Genomic DNA, 17,316 nt, shown 5'->3' with positions numbered 1-17,316 from the left:
AAACCGCATTGAGTTCCTTCGTTTTGGTGATCTACTGTTTGGAACAGTTATTTAGGCAACTGATTGAACATTATGCAGCTTTTGAAAGCGAATTAAAGCCTTACTCTATAAAAGTGTATAACTGGTTAGAGCCAGAGGTTTACCGTGAGCTAGTCAGCCAGGCTAAAGTAGAGGGCTTTAAGATTTCAGGACATAAACCCAGAAAATTGACTCTGTAAGCATCAATTGCTGCCGGGCAAGATTTGTTTGCTCATGCCAGATTCTTTCTTTATGAATGTTCGACGTTATCAGATGAGCTGCTCCAAGGAAAGCATTGGGATCTGCCGCTGAGTGACCTCTACAGATTGTTGTTGCAAACATATGATGAACAGAAGTGCGAAAAAAAATATGACATTGTAGCGAAGAGTGAGGTTGCCATCTCACCGACATTACTCACGAGGCGAAACGACTATTATTCATTGGCCGGAAAGAAGAATGAGATCTCTGGCATAGACTACGCTCACTTCTTGTTTGAAATGGAATGGCAGGAGGATATCGATGCTATGTCCGCAAAGCTAAATGGCCAGCAAGATATTGAAGTGTTCAAAGCCTTTTACGAAAAAGCTGCTTACACCATAGGTAAGGCATATCAGAGCGGCGCTTTAATTTTAGCCGGTACAGATACCTATGATACTTATGTCATACCAGGTTTCAGTATCCATGAAGAGCTGCATGAGCTTTACAAAGCAGGCATTGATACTTATGGTGTGCTGCAGGCTGCAACAATCAATAATGCCGTTTACTTTGGTATTGATGACAAAATCGGCTCAATTAGTTTAGGAAAAGTAGCGGATATGGTGCTGCTAAATGCCAATCCCCTTGTTGATATCAGAGCCAGTTCGGATATTAATATGGTTTTTCAAGGAGATTATGTCTATGATTCCAAGCAAATTTATGAATTGAAACGGCATTCAAAGCAAGTCTCACTGAGCCACGCTTTTACACTAAAAGTAGTGTGGTCATTTTTAAGAAACCCAAAAGGGTTTTAAAAAATTGAATTTGGAGGGTGTTTCTTAATGAAAGAAGGCGCCATGTCTGCAGACACCCACTACCACCTATTAGTCCCCATCTACAGCAGTAGCTTTAACACCTGCTTTTACTGTGGCTGTATTGCCACTGCGCATGACCATGCCCCACCGGTAAAGTATGTCGAGTTTTACCTGGCGACCCGCCAAGCGGCGGAGTTTTTAAAAATACCCAGCTGCCATGAATGCCATGAGCATTTAACCCCCTGCAAAGCAGCCACTTTAGAAGAACGGCGGGTGTTTGCTAAAGACAAGCTGGCAAAAAAGTATGCCAAAGCCCTGACCATTTATGAAATGTGGACTGACGCTGAGCTGACTGAGCTGGATTTTAGCCTGCGCCACAGCATTGCAGCAGGGTTAAAGCTGGGTGCTGAAACAACCGAGCGGCTGGGCTATGTGGGCTTTGACTATGAAGCGGCCGGGCTGCAACAAAAGGTACAAGATCAGACGCCGCTGTGTTTTGATGTATTTGGCGAACAGTTCAGCACGTTTCGGGAAGCGCTTGAATTTGCCAGCAAGGCCTATCGCATTCCTAAAAACACCTTAAAAGACTTCGTGGCCGATAACGACAACAGCTTTGAGTTGGCGATTAAGGCCATTCACAAAGCAGTGACCGCCAGAGACTTTGCCAAAGAGCTGAAAAAACGCTGTGCGGATTTTTCCAAACAGCACAAGCAGGCAGTCATTTTTGTGCACAAACAGGTAGAGCGTTACCTGAGCGAAAACGAAGACATGACCATACAAGAAGCGCTCGATAAGCTTTACCACACTAGGGTAAAACACCATAGCTCAGCCAGTAGTTAAACATTGACAAAACTTATGCGCCAGATCAAGTGACACAGCCTGAATACCCAACTATGCTTAAATATCCAACCGAGCGGACAAAGAGCATGCACCAACCGACTCCAAAATTTGAGTTATGGCATGAGCAGCGGGTGATACTGGCCAAAGCCAGAGGTTGTTGGAACCGCTATACAGCCGAAGACTATGCCGCACAATTTAAGGCTTTAGCCTTGCCGCTAGCGGGCAGCGACTGGGCGCATATCGTTTATTTAGATGACTGGCAGCTAGGCGTGCCGGAAATTGAGCCGGTGGTGCAGGAGTTAGTGGCCTGGTGCCTGGCCAACGGGCTGCGTTATGCTGCCCAGGTATATTGCCCGAGTATGGTAAAACAATACCAGCTGGATAAAATGATTATTAACTGCACAGCACACTTTGAAAAACGGGTTTACCCTAACGAACAAGACGCCTTTGCCTGGCTAGCCAGTGTGGGCTTTAGCACTCACTGCCAAAGCCTGTTAAGAACTGGATAACCCCTGGTCTTTAACCATAAAAGCCCGTGCGCCTAGTTCACGCGCCAGCGCACGTAATTCTGCCGCCTGGCGGCAAGGCGCAAAGGCAAAGCAGCTGACGAATAAACCCGCCTCACTGGCGGTATGAATAAACTGACACAGCTCACTAAAACCATACTGTGTTGGCTGTACCGCCTGCTGATAGGCTGGCGGATTAGTGGCCGGCAAATATAACTCCAGCTTTTCTACTCCCAGTTCAATCAGCTGCTGACAAAGTGCCGGCGCGGCAGCAGGTGATACCAGGCCATAACTAACCAGCGTAACCGGTACACCATGACGCTGGTTTTTAAAAGCCGGCAGCAACTGAGTTAACAACTCAACATGCAACAAAGGATCACCCACGCCGGCAATAGCCAGCCCCTGCAATTCAAACTCGGTAGAGGCCTGCTGCTCATAACCGGCCTGATACGCCTGCTCCGTGGCAACCAGCAGTTGCTGCGCTGTCGGCTCTGCGGCTAACTGGGCCAACAACTGCTGCTGGCCCGCCAGTTGCAGCAAAGATTGCGCCGCCGGCAAGGCCGGGCCACATTGCAGCGTTAAGCGCTGCTGCTCACTATAACGGTATTGGTTTATCACTGTGCCTCCGGCTATAACTTCACGACGACATCACTGTACTTGGTTCCTGGCCACAAAAGAAGTAAAGACAGTTTCCGGTGCAAAGCTTGATCCAGCTCAGCCAGTGTCCTACTTAAAAGTACTATGCTGTTGAGGTAGATTAGCACAACCTAATTCATAAGGAATCATCGCATGAGTAACCTAAAAACTGCCACAGTAAACGCCAGCATGAATGATGGCTTTGCCATTAGCAGCAGCATAGATGGCCACAAGGTAATGATTGACCAGCCAGTAGCGGCCAAAGGCAGCGGCACCGGCCCGACACCGCTGCAAATGATGTTATTTGCCATTGGTGGCTGTATTGGCACTATTGGCCGAATTGCCGCTTTTCAGCAAAAAATCTCCATGCGCAGTATGCAGGTTACAGTTGAAGGCGATTACAATCCGGCGGGTTTACTAGGTAAGGAGACAGACGACAGAGTGGGCTTTACCGAGATCCGCATCAGCGCTGAGATTGACGCCGATTTAAGCGACGAGCAAAAACAAGCCTTTTTAGACGAAGTGTGTCGCCGCTGCCCGCTGCATGACAACCTAAGTCATGGCACCCGGGTGGTGCATAGCCTGGTTTAAGGTATGGCCTAAGGGCCTGACACGTGTTAAGCAAAAAAAAGCGTGATGCCAGGCATCACGCTTTTTTGTTACCAAGCAAAGTTTATTTCGCGCCCGGCTCAGCAAATTTGGTCATCCAGTCTTTTACCTGGTTGTACCAATAAATCGAGTTATTCGGTTTTAAGATCCAGTGGTTTTCATCCGGGAAGTAAATCATCCGCGATTCTACACCACGCATTTGCAGGGTACGGAATAACTCAAAGCCCTGCCCTACCGGTACCCGGTAATCCAGCTGACCATGAATGACCAGCGTAGGCGTATTAAAGTTGCCGGCAAAATAATGCGGTGAGATCGCTTTGTAGATCTCTGGGTTTTCCCAGTAACCGCCGAAACGGGTGGAATGCACGGCAAAATCGGCGGCCATTTGCGAGTAAATATTGTACACGGCGGCATGAATAAGCAGCGCTTTAAACGGGTGCTCGGTACCCAGCAAAATTGAGGTTAAATAACCGCCATAGCTGGCACCACCGGCCACCATACGATCGGTGTCTATCCAGCTATGGTTTTCAAACCACTGGGTCGCAGCCTGAATATCGGCCAGTGGCTTGGTGCGCCAGTCCGGATTAATGGCATCGGCAAAGTCCTGGCCAAAACCGCTTGAACCATGAAAGTTAGGCCAGGCGCTGACATAACCCCAGGAAGAGAAGGTTTGTGAGTTCCAGCGGTAGCTGAAGCTGTCGGTAAAGGCATTGTGCGGGCCGCCATGAATGAGCAAAAACAGCGGGTATTTTTTGCTCTTGTCAAATCCCGGCGGGTAATGTACCCACATTTGAATGTCTTTGCCTTCGACACCTTTGTAGGTTACCGACTCGTAAGTACCCAGATCTACCTGACTTAAAATGTCATCATTAAAGTTATCCAGCCGCGTGGTATTACCGTTGCGTGGATCTATGCTGACTAAACGTGCCGGAAATAAAAAGCTGTCGTTAGTGGCAATCAGGCGGTTGCCGGCCAGCGCGGGCTGGCCAAAGCTGGTGGCTTTGGTAATGGCACGCGGCTTACCGCTGCGCGCATCAATAAAGTACAAACGGTTAGTGGCGGCATCATCAATGCTGCTGTAAAAACCACGGCTATCGGAAGCCCAGACAAAGTTACTGACCGAGCGGTCCCAGTCGGCGGTTAGCACCCGGCTGCTGTTGCGTGCTAAATCGTAAACCACTAAGTTAGCGGTATCGGCATAAAAACCGTGAATACGCTGCTGGCTAAAGGCCAGGCTTTTGCCATCTGGGCTAAATTGTGGGCTGCTGTCAGGCGCCTGATTGTCCGGCGTCAGGTTAATGGCTTCCGTACTACCTAAGCGCGCTAAAAACACATCAATTTTGGCATCAACCTGGTTATCCCAGCCATTACTGTTAAAGGCAATGTAGCGCTCTTGTGGGTGAATATCATAGCTGCCGGCACTTTGACTGGAGCGGGGTAACTCACGGCCAAAAGGCTGGGTTACCGGCTGCACCTCACCGCCGCTGGCGGCAATACGATACACATGTGCCTGGCGGCTTTCGTCTATCCAGTGGTCAAAATGCGAGTAAGGTAGGGCATTCCACTGCCGGCCTGACATCTTGCTGTCTTTATTGGTTTTAAGCTGGGCTTTCATCTCATCCCAGTTTTTATCTGGCCAGACCCGGCTGATAAAATACAGATGCTGGCCCACCCACTTAATACCATAAACACCGGTGGGCACTTCTGTTAAGCGGCGCGCTTCGCCCGGGCCCTGCATCGGCAGCAGGTAAATCTGGCCGGCGTCATCTTTGTCACGCTGGCTGATAAACGCCAGAGTGTTGCCGTCCGGCGAAAAGGTCGGCTCGCTGGCGCGCAGGCCTTCCGCCGTCAGTGGCCGTTGTTGTTTGCCATCGGCACTAAACAGCCACAGCCGGCCATTGGCTTTATCGGCGGCGACATCATAGCCGGTAACCGACGCGACAATCAGCTTGCCGTCTGGCGACACAACGGGGTTGCCAATACGTTGAAATTGCCACAAGCGCTCTACGCTTAGGCTGCGGTCCTTGCTAAGGTGAAGATCGGGGTTTTCGCTGGCGCTGCTGGCACTGGCGAAAAACAGGCCAGGCAACAAACAGAGCAACAGCAGTATCTGCAGTGTACGCATCAAAAAGACTCCAGGGTTGTTTTTAGTTATAGGGTAACCTTGCCTGTTCATGCTAGCACAAGTCGGCAGGCTGTCGCGCTAACCTGCGATATGAATGCCACCGGCTTCGATAAATGGCAACTTTGCCTCTTTGCATGCTTTGATCCAGTTACAGTAAAGCAAAACGGCATTACACTACCGCATAAAATAGCTAAGCACCCATATAGCAGTACCAAACTACCGTAAAAGATGATTAATCTGAACCATGGATAGTAAAAGATGCCTTTTTATATAGAAGATCGGCTGCGCTGGGCGCGTGAAATGCGCCAGAAAAGCCCCTGCAAACGTTGTGGCCGTTTGTATAATCACCATATTAAGGCGACATGCCTCGATTGCGGCACCCTTGATAGCGCAGAGCTAAGAGATCTGCTGCGGCAAAAAGCGGTAATCACTGCCGATCTCCGGAGAATGGGTTGGATTTTTGCTGGATTAGCACTGGCTTTGCTGTTGTTTTTGTGGTGGTTATAGGCCGTGGCGCAGTGCAGTTAACCGTCAGGGTTTAAGCTGCTGCAGCGCCTGTGCTATCAGCGCTGGAGGTGCATCGCGCCACAGCTCTCTGATACATTGCTGCCAGCGGTTAAAGCTTTGCGGATCCCTTTGTTGTTGGAAGGCCACAAAAGCCGGGTAGCAGGTGAGCTCAATATTGCGATTAAAAAACCCTTCTGGTAACAAATAAGGGTAAAAAGCGCGAACAAGCTCCAGTTCTGCCGGTTGTTGCCTCATTCTGCCCAACGCTAACATTTCGTCCACTGTTAAGGCATTAACCCACTGCTCTGCCCGGGCCTCCCCCTCTGCAATAAACGCCCAGTTAATAGTGGGCTGGGCAGCGCTCAACCCACAACATAGGCTCAGAAAAACTATGACAATTAGCGTTTTCATTGGCGCTCCCTTGTTTGTGGCTTGCTAAGCATGAGCTAATTTATCAGTACGCACAAGTTCATCAATTTAAAATGCATTTGAAGGCGTAACCTGGCCGAGCGAATATATTTGGCATTAATGTAGACGAGCAGAAGTTACTATCAAATCTGATCCGATAAGGTGCAACAAAACAAAAAACCGCCGAAGTGGCGGTTGTTTGTTTTGGCGCACCCATCAGGATTACTCGGGCTGTCCTGCCCTCGCCCTAACGGGCCAGCTGAAGCTGTTCAAAAACACTCCCGGCGTTTTTGTATCTCGGGCTGTCCTGCCCTCGCCCTAACGGGCCAGCTGAAGCTGTTCAAAAACACTCCCTGCAACATACGCTATAGCGTAAATTAAGAAATATTACTCTAAAGCGTATATAGCCACACGTTACTTACGATTCATAAGCTCGGGTATGTTTACAGAGAATTGGGACATAATTTTCTCAATAATACCTTTTGCGACAGTCTCAATTCCGGGTAAGTGTTTAAGCTCAATAAACTGCTGCACATAGCTCTGTTTGCTTTTAGATAAGGTTCCGCCATTGCTTAGCAGCAGTGAGATCAGCACATCGATATTTTTGTTCGCAATATCGAAGGTGCTATTAATATGGTCTTTTAGGGTATCAAAACAGATAATCAGGCAGACCTCTTCGATGAGCTCTGAAGAAACTGCAGTTTCCATCATGTCGTAGACAAATTTCACATGCTCGGTAAAATCCGGGTAGCGATACATGTAATCGATGTCATTGTTAATCATGATCTTTGCGTCATCCGAAAAGGAATAATCAATCATCAATAGAATCGGCCTTGAAATACTCTCCAGTACCTGATCATACTTTTCCGGATTTCTTAAAATTGCCGCAGAAACAGGAATAATAAACTTGTGTTTCGCCTCACGCTGTTTCATCACGTCATGGATCAGATAACGATGCAATCTGCCATTGCCATCAATAAAAGGATGAATATAAACTTCACCAAACGAAATGATGCAAGCATGGATCAGGGCAGGCATAGCTCTGTCTAACATCAGGTTTTCATGCGTAGCTAACAGCCCAGCCATCATTCCAGGTACGTGTTTAGCCATTGGGCCTATGTAATGCACATCTTCATCAACGATGTTATACCGTTGGATCGTGCTGCCAACATAGATTTCATCCGTTCTGTAATCGTTAGCTTTAACCCGCTCTTCGACGATCTGATTTTGGATATCAATCAGTTTTTCTTTATTTAGCTCAAACAGACCGACATTTTTGATTGCATTCAAAAACCGCTGCATTCTCTGTTTATCAGGGCGTTCGTTTTCAATTTCAGTCGATGATTTAGTCTCTTTAGTATAGAGATAATTTATAGAGCGTCCCAGAATGTCGGTTGATAGTACATCCCCCAGCGATTGCATCCTGGAATAAGCCGTTTCATAAACATCAATACCAGCAATTTTATTAATTGGCTTTGTTTTTCGTACCGTTGGACAGTAGTCTTTGGTACCTATTGCATTGTTTAGAACACGCATTCTTTTGTTCCGAATGCCGTCTTGTAAAGTATAGTAAAACGCATCATCAAACAGCGTTATGTAGTTCCCACTGGTCAATGCGGGTATGGGTAGCTCTGAGTCAGTCAACCATTCGAACAAAAACCACAACACTCTGTTATATTTTGATTGTGGTGATGCTTGAATGAAATCTGCAAATTCATTTACATCAATGACTTTGAATATCGCAGCAAAAAAATGAAGTCGAATACCTTGGTATTTAATGGCAGCACACATATGCTCATAGGGTGAGTCAGGAATTTTTCTTGAAGCAGGTATAACTCTTCTTTTAGATGAACCAAAATCCACCAGGCTCTCGACGGAAACTGATTTATCTGAAAAGACCTCGACATTCAGCTTTGGAAGCAGTAATTTGTAATACTGGTTCAGGTAGGTGTACCCTATTGGACTCATCTGTAAGAATACCTTGTTAGTTATCATTAAAGATAAAACACTTATATATTCAGAGTAACACTTACAAACTTACCATTCCACTTACAAGCCTCTCGTTTCACTTAAAATACACAGTTTTACTTACAAATTTGCTTCTTAGCTTAGTCGAGCTATATTGAAATGCTTAAATGCTAGAAACTCGACAGGTGTAAATAAGGGAAATTTCTTATAGCAAATTTGATTTGCTTGCGGCATGGTCACAAGGCATAAAAAACCACTTTAGCCACATCTAAGCTGTTGATTTATATGGCGCACCTATCAGGATTACTCGGACTGTCCTGCAGCTTTGTCGAACACAGGTTCTCATCCGATTAGGTGCCACAAAACAAAAAACCGCCGAAGTGGCGGTTTGTTGTTTTGGCGCACCCATCAGGATTCGAACCTGAGACCTCTGCCTCCGGAGGGCAGCGCTCTATCCAGCTGAGCTATGGGTGCAACCTTCGCACCTTGGTGCGAGCGCGCATTATAGACAGGCTTTGCTGCCAAGTCTATTGCCAGACAGTGCGTTTTTTCGGCAAACGGCATCAAAAATAGCATTTGCTTGCCAAAGCCGCAGGTTATACAGTAAATAAATGACCCCTTCGCTATCAGGCTGATTGCATTTCATGACCCTTCGTTTGCCCTTACTGGCAGCCTGGCACTGGCTGATGTTGCTGCTTTTAGGCGTATTAGCGTTATTTGGCATTGAATTGCTGGTAAAGCATGAACAGCAACTGGCTAGCAGTCAACAATGGCAACAGGAGCTAGCGACCGCCGGGCGGCTGCGCGCTATGCTAGAGTCAGAGCTTAATGTGCCTCTTTACCTGACCATGGGTTTGGCGTCTTATATTCAGGCCAACAGTGGAGTACTGCGCGATGCAGAACTGGACATTTTGCTACCCGGCCTGGTGCAACAAGCGCGGCACATTCGCAATATCGGTATCGCTCCCGGAAACCGCTTGCAATACGTTTATCCGCTACAAGGTAATGAGCAAGCCCTCAACCTCTACTACCCCGATATCGTTGAACAATGGCCGGTGATTGCCGATATTATTCAGCAGCGCCGGGCCCGGTTAGCCGGGCCTATTCAGTTGGTACAGGGGGGTACCGCCTTTATTTATCGCTTTCCGCTGTTTATGAATGACAATCAGTACTGGGGCATTATCAGCACCGTCATTAATATTGACCCTATTTGGCAGCAGCTGAATCAAGAGGCACAAGAGCAACAAGTTAAACTGGCTTTGCGCAGCAAGCTGAGCGCGCAACAATTCAGCGACAGCTTTTATGGGGATAACCAGCTATTTTATGATGGTAGCCTGGTGTTAAATATTTCACTGCGTGGCGCAGACTGGCAGCTGGCGCTGCGCTCGGAACACAACCTGACCGGTCGCAGTGCGCCATTACGTGCCCTGATGTACAGCCTGACGCTGCTGTTTTTGTCATTGCTCGGCTGGTTATTTTATTCTAATCAGCAACTTAAACGCGCGGCACAGCAAATTACTGCCAGTGAAGCCTATCTGCGATCGGTCAATGACAATGTGATGGATGCCATTATTACTACGGATGAAAATGGCATTATTGAAACCGCTAACCTCGCCTGCTACCGACTGTTTGGCTATCCGGCTGATAGCTTGCCCGGTTTGCACTGGTCCAGTTTACTGGCGGTACCAGAGCAAGTGAAGCAATTATATAGCGCGACGTCCAGTGCCGATAAAGAAGTAGAAAGTCAGGGGCTGCGCCATAATGGCAGTAGCTTCAGCTTGTTGTTGGCGCGCAGCACACTCAATATCAACCAGCAGCACCGCCAGCTATTACTGCTGCGTGACATTACCGAGCGTAAAAAAGAAGAGCGCTTAAAAAACGAATTTGTGGCAACCGTCAGCCACGAGCTGCGCACACCTTTAACCGCTATCAGCGGTGCCTTGGGTTTAGCGGTTGGCGGCGCTTTGGGGCAGCTCACCCCGTCACAGCATAAAATGCTGCAATTGGCGCATAATAATTGTACCCAGCTGCATCAGTTGATTAACGATTTATTAGACATTGAAAAACTCAGTGGTGGCCATGCCCGCTTTGATTTAAAACCACTCAACCTGACCAGATTACTGCAGCAATGCCAGACCCAGATGCAAAGCGTCGCCTACCCCAGACAAATTACGCTGCAACACAATGAGCAAGATTATTGGGTGCTGGCAGATGAGCAGCGGTTGCGTCAGGTGTGTCTTAACCTGATCTCTAATGCCATTAAATTTTCACCAAGCGAAAGCGCCATCATCCTGCTGTTTCAGCCGCTGGACCGAGATATCCGAATATGTGTATTAGATCAGGGGCCCGGTGTTGAACATGACTTTGTACCACGCTTATTTACCCGTTTTGCCCAAGCCGACAGCGCTGATAACCGCTCCCATGCTGGTACCGGTCTGGGATTGGCCATTTGTAAGGAAATCATGACAAAAATGCATGGCAGTATTGGCTATCAGCGTCAGCAGCAAGGCAGTTGCTTTTATTTTGAACTGCCGCAGCAGCCAGCGCCCTAAGGCAGTGCCAAAGGTTGCGCTAGCGCGGCATTTGTCTTACTTTGTTGGCTATTGACTGCAAAGCCAAGCAATGTTTCCTGCTTTTTGGCATACTAAACTACATACAACCTGCAGAGTTCAGGTTGTATGCAATAACAATAACCGGTGAATACCGGCCCTTAATCCACGGAGACCCCAATTATGCGTAAAACAATACTGGCATCTGCCATTGGCGCCTTACTAGCCCTGAGCGCCTGCTCTGACAATACCGCCCCAACTCAGGTCGCCGGCAGCAGCGCCAGTAGCAGCAGCGAGGTAACTATGAGCAACCCCTTTTTCCAGCCTAGCAGCCTGCAATATCAAGCGCCTAATTTTGCTGTGATTCAGGATGAGCACTTTATGCCTGCCTTTGAAGAAGGCATCAAGCGCCACATGGCCGAAATTGAAGCCATTGCCACTAACCCGGAACCGGCCACTTTTGACAATACCTTTGTGGCGATGGAAAAAAGCGGCGACATGCTGACCCGAGTATCACGGGTGTTTTATAACCTGGTGGGTACAGACAGCAACGAAGCCCGGCGCAAACTGCAAACTGAGCTGGCACCAAAAATGGCCGTGCATTCAGATAATATCAACCTGAACCCACAGCTGTTTGCCCGTATCAAAAAAGTCTATGACAACCGCAATGAGTTGCAGCTGGATGCCGAGTCACTGCGTTTAGTCGAAGTGTATTATGAGCGTTTTGTGCGCTCAGGTGCCGAACTGACTGAAGAGCAAAAAACCGCTATTCGCGCACTGAACGAAGAACACTCCACACTGACCACAAAGTTTGGCCAGAACTTGCTGGCAGAAACCCGTCGCATTGCCGTTCTGGTCGATGACGAAGCACAACTGGATGGCTTATCAGCGTCGCAAATTACTGCTGCGGCTAATGCCGCTTCTGCTGCAGGCCATGAAGGCAAATATCAGCTGAACATTACTAATACCACGCGCCAGCCAATTTTAACCTCACTTAATAACCGTGAGTTACGCCAGCGCGTGTGGGAAGCATCAGCGTATCGTGCTACCTCGGGTGAGAATGACAATACCCAAATTGTAGCCCGTTTAGCACAACTGCGGGCTGAGCGTGCGCGCTTATTAGGTTATGACAACTGGGCCAGCTATGGCTTAGAAGCGCAAATGGCGAAAACGCCACAAGCGGTATTTGATATGCTGGGCAGCATGGTACCAGCCGTTATTGCTAATACTAAGCAAGAGCAGGCGGCTATTCAGGCCATGGTAAAAGAGCGCGGCGGCGAATTTGAAGTACAACCCTGGGATTGGGAATACTATGCCGAGTTTGTGCGTCAGGCGAAATACGATCTTGACGAGAACGAAGTAAAAGAATATTTCGAATTTAACCGGGTATTAAAAGACGGCGTGTTTTATACCATGAACCGTTTTTATGGCATCCGTTTTGAACCACGGCCAGATTTACCGGTATATCACCCGGATGTAGAAGCCTATGAAGTATTTGACGCCGATGGCAGCAGCCTGGCTATTTTCTATGCCGATTACTTTGCCCGTGAAGGCAAACGTGGTGGCGCCTGGATGAGCTCTTTTGTTGGCCAGTCACATCTGCTGGAAAACAAACCTGTAGTAGTGAATGTGATGAACATTCCTAAAGCCCCCGCTGGCGAGCCGACGTTAATCAGCTTTGACCATACCACGACTATTTTCCACGAGATTGGTCATGGTATTCACGGCATGTTCTCTAATGTGAAATACCCTACCTTAGCGGGCACCTCGGTATCGCGCGACTTTGTCGAGTTCCCTTCTACCTTTGAAGAAGACTGGGCGCACCATCCGGACATTATCGGCAACTACGCCCGTCACTACAAAACGGGTGAGGCTATCCCGGCTGAATTACTGGAAAAAGTCATCCGCTCACGCAGCTTTAACCAGGGTTTTGATACGCTGGAATATATGTCTGCAGCCTTACTGGATATGGAATGGCACTCATTAAGCGCTGATGAGCCACTGCAAGATCCGGCAGCCTTTGAAGCGGCCGCACTGAAAAAACACGGTGTCGATTTAGCGGCAGTACCACCACGCTACAAGTCTAATTTCTTCTCACACTCTATGGGTGGCGGTTACTCAGCCGGTTACTATGCCTATATGTGGAGCGAAATTCTGGCCGCTGATGCCTTTGCCTACGTGCAATCCCGTGGTGGTTTAACCCGCGAAAACGGTGATCATTACCGCAAAAACATTCTGGAAGTGGGCAACACCCGCCCCACCATGGATTCTTACCGCGCCTTCCGCGGCCAGGATCCAAGCACTGATGGCCTGCTAATCCGCCGCGGTTTAAAAACCAAAGTAGATTAAAAGCAGCGCTTAGCTACCTGAGCCTAGCTAAACAAAAACCCCGCTAAAAAGCGGGGTTTTTTATTATGCTAACGGAAAAACTTGAAGTGTTAATCACCCGCCAGCTGCATCTGTCCTATCAACACCGAGCCGGTTAACACCCCGCCGCGCTTGTCGACATCATTACCGATGGCAACAATATTCAACAGCATATCTGCCAGATTTCCGGCAATGGTGACTTCGGCCACCGGGAACTGGATTTCGCCATGCTCCACCCAAAAACCACTGGCACCGCGCGAGTAATCGCCGGTCACGGTATTCACGCCCTGCCCCATTAGTTCGGTCACCAGCAAGCCCTTACCCATTTGCCGGCACAAGGCCGCTAAATCGTCATTGCCGTGGCTGACTAACCAGTTATGAATACCGCCAGCATGGCCGGTGCTGGCCATGCCCAGCTTGCGGGCAGAATAACTGGTGGTTAAATAAGTCGTTAACACGCCTTGTTCAATGACCGCCAGATCGCGGGTTTTTACGCCTTCACTATCAAAGGGGCTGGATGCCAGCGCTTGTTTTAAATGCGGCTGCTCGGCAATACTGATCTGCGGCGCTAAGATCTGCTGCCCCACCTTACCCAGTAAAAAACTCGATTTACGGTAAATGCTGCCGCCACTTATGGCAGACACCAGATGACCAAATAAGCTGCTGGCAATGTCGGCCCGAAAAATCACCGGTATTTTCTGAGTCGCTACTTTGCGTGCACCCAACCGCGCCACCGTTTCAATGGCCGCTTCACGACCAATTTGCTTAGGATCTAACAGCTGGCTATATTGCCGCGCCACGGTAAAACTGTAATCGCGCTGCATATCCTCACCCTGCTCGCCAATAACCACACAGCTAAAGCTATGGCGTGAGCTGGGATAGCCCACCAACTGGCCATGACTATTGCCATAGACCTTTAAGCCCTGATGCGACGAAAAAGAGGCCCCTTCTGAATTGGTAATACGCGGATCGGTAGCAAAGGCGGCGTCTTCGGCACCAGCACAGAGCGCTATTGCCTGCTCGGTGCTGATGCTGTCAGGATAAAATAAGTCCAGATCTGGTGGGCTGAACTCCAGCCAGTCGGCTTCGGCCACGCCGGCATGCGGGTCTTCTGAGGTATAACGGGCAATATCGGCAGCGGCGGCTACCGCCCGTTGCAGCGCCTGTGGGCTTAAATCAGCGGTAGAAGCGGAGCCTTTACGCTGGCCAAAATATAAACTGATACCAAGGCCGCCATCCTGATTAAATTCAACGGTTTCTACCTCGCCGTGACGGGTTTCGACACTCAAGCCCCGGGTACGGCTCATGGCGGCTTCCGCACTGCTGGCACCCAATGCTTTGGCATGCGCCAACACCTGGCTGACGGCTGCTTTTACTTCAGCGATTTCTTGTTCAATACTGGGTTGCTGTTGCATAGTTAGTCTTACCTTAAAATCTATTTGGCTAGCTTATCATAGTCAGACAAAGGTCGCTGCTTGCCTTGTGCGTTTAGTGATATACTAAGGCTATAAATTTACAAAGAAGCAGAGTCATGACAGAAACAGAATTTAAATACGGTGATAGTAAGTGGCTGGAGCAGCCAGATCACATTAGTAAAAGCCAGGTTAAACGCGAGATGCTGGCCTTACAGGCATTAGGCGAGGAGCTATTGGCGCTAAGCCCGGCCGCCAGGCAAAAATTACCCTTAGACGAAGAGCTGATGGATGCCCTGGAGTTAGCTGATAAGCTGGCGAAAAAGCGTGAAGCCTTGCGCCGGCATATACAGTTTATTGGCCGCTTAATGCGCGATCGCGATATTGAACCTATTGAACAGGCGCTGGCAGTGATCCGCAACACCAATCAGGCGGCGACCCGGCAGTTTCATAAGGTAGAAACCTGGCGCGACCGCTTAATCAAAGACAGCGAAGCAGTCACCGACTTTATTGCCGAGTATCCGGACATTGATGTACAGCAACTGCGCCAGCTTATTCGCAATGCCAAAAAAGAGCAGGAAAAACAGCAACCGCCTAAATACTACCGCGAGCTGTTTCAGCTAATAAAGCCGTTAATTATTACCGAATAAACCACAAGAGCAGGGCTATTAGTTTCACTGCCCTGCTACATCCACCCTCTGCCGCTGCTTTGGGCCTGGTAAAGCGCATAATTAGCCATTACCTCTGCCTCTGCCGCCGGCATATAGTGTACGGTTAAACTGCCGGCAGCATACACCAGGGTGAGATGCCGCAAGCCGGCACGTTGCATAAACCAATGCTGCTGCAATTCCAGCTGCTGCAGTTTGTGTAGCGGCACACAAAAGTAATCAATACCGATAATGCCCCTGCGCAAATAAAAATATTCTGCATCCATCGCATAGCCCAGGCGGCGCCAACGCATAAACTGCAGTCCACCGCTGAGCAATAGCCCTGCTGTACTCAAGCCAGCTAATACCGGCTGTTCCGTGCTGTAAAAATACCCACTTAGTGCCAAAAAGGGTACACAAAACAGTATCAAACCTGCCATTAAATAACGCCAGTTCACCGGACGGAACGTCATTGTTGCTAATTGATTATCCGGATACACCTCGTCAAGCAGCCCGCTCGCCTGGGCCGGTAACAATGCCGGCACCATAATATTGCCTTGTCCGGCCTCGCCCTGCGCTGCGGCAATCGGTGAAAAAAGCTGCTCGTAGCGAACATTAACGCGGCCAAAAACCTTGTCTAACCAATCCTGTTGTAAGTGCAGCCATTGCAATCTGCTGCTTTTCATACTGATTTCATGGCGGGTCAATAAACCGCTACGCCGGATGTAACGATCTGTGCTGCGCCATAACCGGAATTGATAATAGCTCATGACCGAGACAGCAATAGATAACAAGGTAATCAGCAGCATAAACAGCATTGCTAATGCCAGCACGGCCAGCGCTATCCACAGCCAGGATTGCTGGGTTGCGTCAAACCAGTGGCTTAAATCCAGACCAAAGCGCTGTAATTGCTCAGTCACAATGTCAGTAATGGCCTTGTAAAAGGGAGCAGCCAGACCGAGCAACAGCAACACCCTGTTATTACTGATACCGTACAGGATTAAATCTTTCACCGAGCGGCTGCACAGTAGTTGCTCTGCCGGCACTTCGGCTTGCTGCAGGCTATGCTCAGCAGCGTGCTCAGCAGTAGAGCTCTGCTGCTGTTTTGCTTGGTAAATAGCTTGCTGTAGCGCTTCAGCCTGCTGCTTTGGCAAGGCGGCCAGTTGCGCTTCCTGCTGGCTGGAGCCAGCGGTATCTAAGATCACACTGAGATGATCAGTGGGCCGGTAATACAGCGGTTGTAGTAAACGCACATTCTGAATGCGGTTAAAGGGCAGGTTAAGCTGTTTTTTTCGCAACACACCGGAGTGAATTTCAACGGTATCCTGAGTCACCCGAAACCGGAACGCCAGATAACGCAACATGCCAACAACGGCAAGAAACAGTAACAGCAGGCCCAGCCCCAGCGCAAAGTAGCCCGGATACTTTTGGATACCCCGATAAAAAACAATGATAGCCGGGATCAGGTAACTTAAGTTCCCCAGAATCGACTTAAACAGCTGCAAACAAAAATAGACCAAGGCAATGGGGGATAAGCGTTGCCATTGCGCTAAGTCCGCTAAGAATGCCGCATTACGGCCAGCATTGGCGCCTGCATTAGTGCCTGCGTTGCCGCCCGGCTCACTCATGGGCTAATCCGTCCTTGTGCTGCAAAATTAGCTGGCGGATAGCCTCTGCCTGCGGCAATAGCAAGCCTGGGATCAGAAAAGTATGC

General features: G+C 48.9%; 15 protein-coding genes and 1 tRNA gene. 9 read left to right on the top strand and 7 right to left on the bottom strand.

The features are described 5' to 3' along the window. From V7D78_RS13020 to V7D78_RS13005, 4 genes are all read left to right on the top strand, one after another. Window positions 1-218 (top strand): hypothetical protein (locus V7D78_RS13020; protein WP_333608884.1); only part of this gene is annotated, 218 nt, incomplete at its 5' end. Window positions 219-242: 24 nt separating this feature from the next. Further along, a complete protein-coding gene (locus V7D78_RS13015; RefSeq protein ID WP_333608883.1) occupies window positions 243-1,028 on the top strand; it encodes an amidohydrolase family protein in 786 nt (261 codons plus the stop codon). 27 nt (window positions 1,029-1,055) lie between these two features. After that, complete coding sequence (locus V7D78_RS13010; RefSeq protein ID WP_333608882.1) at window positions 1,056-1,868, top strand: hypothetical protein; 813 nt, start codon at window positions 1,056-1,058, stop codon at window positions 1,866-1,868. A gap of 86 nt (window positions 1,869-1,954) precedes the next feature. Next, window positions 1,955-2,377 (top strand): hypothetical protein, encoded by a 423-nt coding sequence (locus tag V7D78_RS13005; protein WP_333608881.1) that lies wholly within the window; start codon window positions 1,955-1,957, stop codon window positions 2,375-2,377. Here V7D78_RS13005 and V7D78_RS13000 read toward each other — a convergent pair. Further along, window positions 2,363-2,992, bottom strand: coding sequence for a hydrolase TatD (locus V7D78_RS13000; protein WP_333608880.1), 630 nt, complete (start codon window positions 2,990-2,992; stop codon window positions 2,363-2,365). The two genes, V7D78_RS13005 and V7D78_RS13000, sit on opposite strands and share 15 nt — an antisense overlap. 171 nt (window positions 2,993-3,163) lie before the next feature. On the opposite strand from V7D78_RS13000, the gene V7D78_RS12995 reads away from it, so the two are divergent. Further along, window positions 3,164-3,601 carry an OsmC family protein gene (locus V7D78_RS12995; RefSeq protein WP_333608879.1) on the top strand — a complete coding sequence of 146 codons (438 nt, stop codon included), beginning with the start codon at window positions 3,164-3,166 and terminating at the stop codon, window positions 3,599-3,601. An 82-nt stretch (window positions 3,602-3,683) separates the two neighbouring features. On the opposite strand, the gene V7D78_RS12990 is transcribed toward V7D78_RS12995, so the two are convergent. Continuing rightward, entirely contained in the window at window positions 3,684-5,744 is a 2,061-nt protein-coding gene (locus V7D78_RS12990; RefSeq protein WP_333608878.1) for a S9 family peptidase, read from the bottom strand. A 258-nt stretch (window positions 5,745-6,002) separates the two neighbouring features. Here V7D78_RS12990 and V7D78_RS12985 point away from each other — a divergent pair, with 258 nt between their 5' ends. Continuing rightward, window positions 6,003-6,251 (top strand): hypothetical protein, encoded by a 249-nt coding sequence (locus V7D78_RS12985; RefSeq protein ID WP_333608877.1) that lies wholly within the window; start codon window positions 6,003-6,005, stop codon window positions 6,249-6,251. Between the two features lie 24 nt (window positions 6,252-6,275). Here the strand turns inward: V7D78_RS12985 and V7D78_RS12980 are convergent, their stop codons facing one another. The 3 genes from V7D78_RS12980 to V7D78_RS12970 form a co-directional block, all read right to left on the bottom strand. Next, entirely contained in the window at window positions 6,276-6,662 is a 387-nt protein-coding gene (locus tag V7D78_RS12980; protein ID WP_333608876.1) for a hypothetical protein, read from the bottom strand. Window positions 6,663-7,073: 411 nt separating this feature from the next. Continuing rightward, complete coding sequence (locus tag V7D78_RS12975) at window positions 7,074-8,627, bottom strand: Fic family protein (RefSeq protein WP_333608875.1); 1,554 nt, start codon at window positions 8,625-8,627, stop codon at window positions 7,074-7,076. Window positions 8,628-9,024: 397 nt separating this feature from the next. Then, a tRNA-Arg gene (locus V7D78_RS12970) sits at window positions 9,025-9,101 on the bottom strand. A 170-nt stretch (window positions 9,102-9,271) separates the two neighbouring features. On the opposite strand from V7D78_RS12970, the gene V7D78_RS12965 reads away from it, so the two are divergent. Next, window positions 9,272-11,179 (top strand): ATP-binding protein, encoded by a 1,908-nt coding sequence (locus tag V7D78_RS12965; RefSeq protein ID WP_333608874.1) that lies wholly within the window; start codon window positions 9,272-9,274, stop codon window positions 11,177-11,179. Between the two features lie 180 nt (window positions 11,180-11,359). Next, on the top strand, window positions 11,360-13,525 hold the full coding sequence (locus V7D78_RS12960) for a M3 family metallopeptidase (RefSeq protein WP_333608873.1): 2,166 nt from the start codon (window positions 11,360-11,362) through the stop codon (window positions 13,523-13,525). Window positions 13,526-13,614: 89 nt separating this feature from the next. On the opposite strand, the gene pmbA is transcribed toward V7D78_RS12960, so the two are convergent. Continuing rightward, window positions 13,615-14,958, bottom strand: coding sequence for a metalloprotease PmbA (gene pmbA / locus V7D78_RS12955; RefSeq protein ID WP_333608872.1), 1,344 nt, complete (start codon window positions 14,956-14,958; stop codon window positions 13,615-13,617). Window positions 14,959-15,074: 116 nt separating this feature from the next. On the opposite strand from pmbA, the gene yjgA reads away from it, so the two are divergent. Then, the gene (gene yjgA, locus V7D78_RS12950; protein WP_333608871.1) at window positions 15,075-15,605 is read left to right on the top strand and encodes a ribosome biogenesis factor YjgA; all 531 of its coding nucleotides are present in this window, start codon (window positions 15,075-15,077) and stop codon (window positions 15,603-15,605) included. A 35-nt stretch (window positions 15,606-15,640) separates the two neighbouring features. On the opposite strand, the gene V7D78_RS12945 is transcribed toward yjgA, so the two are convergent. After that, complete coding sequence (locus V7D78_RS12945; RefSeq protein ID WP_333608870.1) at window positions 15,641-17,230, bottom strand: PH domain-containing protein; 1,590 nt, start codon at window positions 17,228-17,230, stop codon at window positions 15,641-15,643. Window positions 17,231-17,316 lie beyond the last annotated feature (86 nt).

This window comes from Arsukibacterium sp. (assembly GCF_036735525.1).
Classification (GTDB): domain Bacteria; phylum Pseudomonadota; class Gammaproteobacteria; order Enterobacterales; family Alteromonadaceae; genus Alishewanella.
This window is presented reverse-complemented; position numbering and strand designations above follow the sequence as displayed.